Origin of the sequence: Bacillus sp. AR13-1, assembly GCF_008042285.1 — a bacterium.
Lineage (GTDB): Bacteria > Bacillota > Bacilli > Bacillales > Bacillaceae_G > Bacillus_A > Bacillus_A mycoides.
In genome coordinates this window covers 1-2471 of sequence record NZ_QNUA01000051.1, presented here as the reverse complement: position 1 = coordinate 2471, position 2471 = coordinate 1, and the positions used below count along the sequence as shown (strand labels likewise).

At 32.9% G+C, this 2471-nt stretch carries 2 protein-coding genes and 1 rRNA gene; 1 reads left to right on the top strand and 2 read right to left on the bottom strand.

Annotation, left to right across the window (positions count from 1 at the left end; genetic code table 11):
• Positions 1 to 154 precede the first annotated feature (154 nt).
• Positions 155 to 946, top strand: coding sequence for a sulfotransferase family 2 domain-containing protein (locus DN408_RS28765; RefSeq protein ID WP_002139383.1), 792 nt, complete (start codon positions 155 to 157; stop codon positions 944 to 946).
• Positions 947 to 1039: 93 nt separating this feature from the next.
• On the opposite strand, the gene DN408_RS28760 is transcribed toward DN408_RS28765, so the two are convergent.
• Complete coding sequence (locus tag DN408_RS28760) at positions 1040 to 1960, bottom strand: DMT family transporter (protein ID WP_078179256.1); 921 nt, start codon at positions 1958 to 1960, stop codon at positions 1040 to 1042.
• 358 nt (positions 1961 to 2318) lie between these two features.
• A 5S ribosomal RNA gene (gene rrf, locus DN408_RS28755) occupies positions 2319 to 2434 on the bottom strand.
• Positions 2435 to 2471: the final 37 nt, after the last annotated feature.

Here is a 2471-nt window from a genome sequence, read left to right as displayed (position 1 = left end):
TGTTGCTATCGGCGACTTGTCTTATATTACACCCCTATATAATAATAGTCAACATTTCTTTTTCATTTTCTACAAAAAAAATTCCACACACTCATACCTCATCTTTATTTTACATATGTATATATAATCAAGATACATGAAAGGAGTGCATCAATTGTTGGATCCTTCCTTATTACACATCATTAGTACTAATGCAAGAAGCCCACACTATCATAGAAACTTTCCTCTCATTCTATTTTGGAGTCAAAAAAGTGGTTGTACTTCCCTTGCTAAGTGGTTTTTTTACCAGATTGATTTATTACAAACAGCTTTAAACTATCACCCCTTCATCCATAATTTCGAATATGAAATATACAAAAGTACACCGGCCTATAATATACGGCTGAGTGTAGCACTACGAGATAAACAAAAGGAAACTTTCAAACTGGTTCGCAATCCGTTTAGAAGAGCAGTCAGTTCTTTCGTGTCCTTAATTGCACCTCCTTATGTAGAAAATGAAGAATGGAAACCCATTCGAAAGTTTTTATATCAAAATGAAAATTCTCCTAAAGGAATCTCATTCAAACAATTTTTATACTACCTATTTACTAAAGGTGCTCATGCAAATGATATTAACGCTCACTTTACACAACAATATATAGCAGGTGAAGAAGAGTATGTAACCAATTATATATACTTAGAAAATTTCGATCAGGAAATGAAAGAATTAGAAAAACGTTTCGAATTAAAACCTGCACCGATAAATGAGTTTTCAACATCATGGCATCATCAAACCCCTGCCATGATTTATAAAGGGAATTTCAGCGATGCCGATATTACTGATCCTTTATTCCCTCGTCACCCGACTTTTGAAAGCTTTTATGATGATGAATGTATACAGCTCGTCAAAACAATATTTCAAAAAGATTTCGATACATATAGATATAACAAAGAATATCCCTACTAATTTAAGTCCATTATCTTCGCTAAATATAAAAAGATACCTTATACATATATATGAGGTATCTTTTTAACATTTAAACTATATAAAACATACAATTTAACAGTCCCTACTATCCATTTTATTACCCTTTAATAGATTACGTAACTTTTGCTTATCCGCCCATCCTACTCCAATTAAAACTAGACTCCCTCCCATTATTATCTTCCATGTCAGAGATTCATTTAATAGGATAATTGAAGTAATGATACTTATTAACGGCAATCCATTTAAGTACAGTCCACTTATTGATGCTGAGACCGTCTCTAGCGCTTTATTCCAGAACCAATATGCTAAAATTGTTGCCCCAATAACAAGGTATACTACACTAAATCCAATCTTCCATGTTTCGATTTTTGGGAAACCGTAGTAAAAAATTTCTATCATTGCAAATGGCAACACAATAGCTGCACCTATCATTAGTGTTACTGTAGTGAAAACTTTATTAGATAAACGTCGTTCTTGTTTTGGCCGTTTTAACAAAACTGTGTAGAACGCAAATAAAAAGGTACTTAATAAAATAAGTATATCTCCTATTAAAGACACCTCTTGATTAGTATCGCTAGATGGAATTGTAATAAAGAGCACTCCTATAGCGCCCAACATAATTCCGATCCAATAATCCATCTGAATTTTCTCTTTCAGAAAGAACGCTGAAAAAAGAATTGTAACTAATGGCAATGCAGCATCAATAATACTAACATGTAATCCACTTGTTAAAGAAATACCATAGGATGTGAACATAAAGTACCCAGCTACACCAGTAAAAGACAGTAAACTCATTCTTTTCCACGGAATATTTTTATGTATAACTGCTTTTTGTAGTTCGTTAAATGAGAAAAGCATACAAATCCCACCCGCAAAGAAAAGACGAATAAATAACAAAGTAAACGGTTGAATGGATTCTAATGCCCATTTCGTTGGTGCAATGGCTGTTCCCCATAATATAACAGCCACTAATAACATGCATATTTCTTTCATAATCCCCCACACCCATCAAAAAATATATGTTAACTACCTTAATTATAGATTTTTTCTTAGGTAAAATCCTTTAAAACCACAAAAAGGTTATGCGAAAAATAGCCATCCAGCTCTTTTTTACATAACCTTTTCATATTAAATCAAAACATTATTGTTCATTCGACAACTAAATTAACATAAAAAGGCAATCCTTACCTTCAATTTATATTTAAACGTATTACTTTATCATCCGAATTTTATTTTATACCGTTTCTATTTCATTCTTTTTTTCATCTTCAGGGTTATTAAATTTATGGATTTTAACCTTCGGTAAATAAAAATAAACACAAAAAAACCAAGTCAAAACGACTTGGTTTTTGCTTGGCGACGTCCTACTCTCACAGGGACAAGGTCCCAACTACCATCGGCGCTAGAGAGCTTAACTTCCGTGTTCGGTATGGGAACGGGTGTGACCTCTCTGCCATCATCACCAAACTGATGAAGGTATATTCCTTCAAAACTAGATAACATT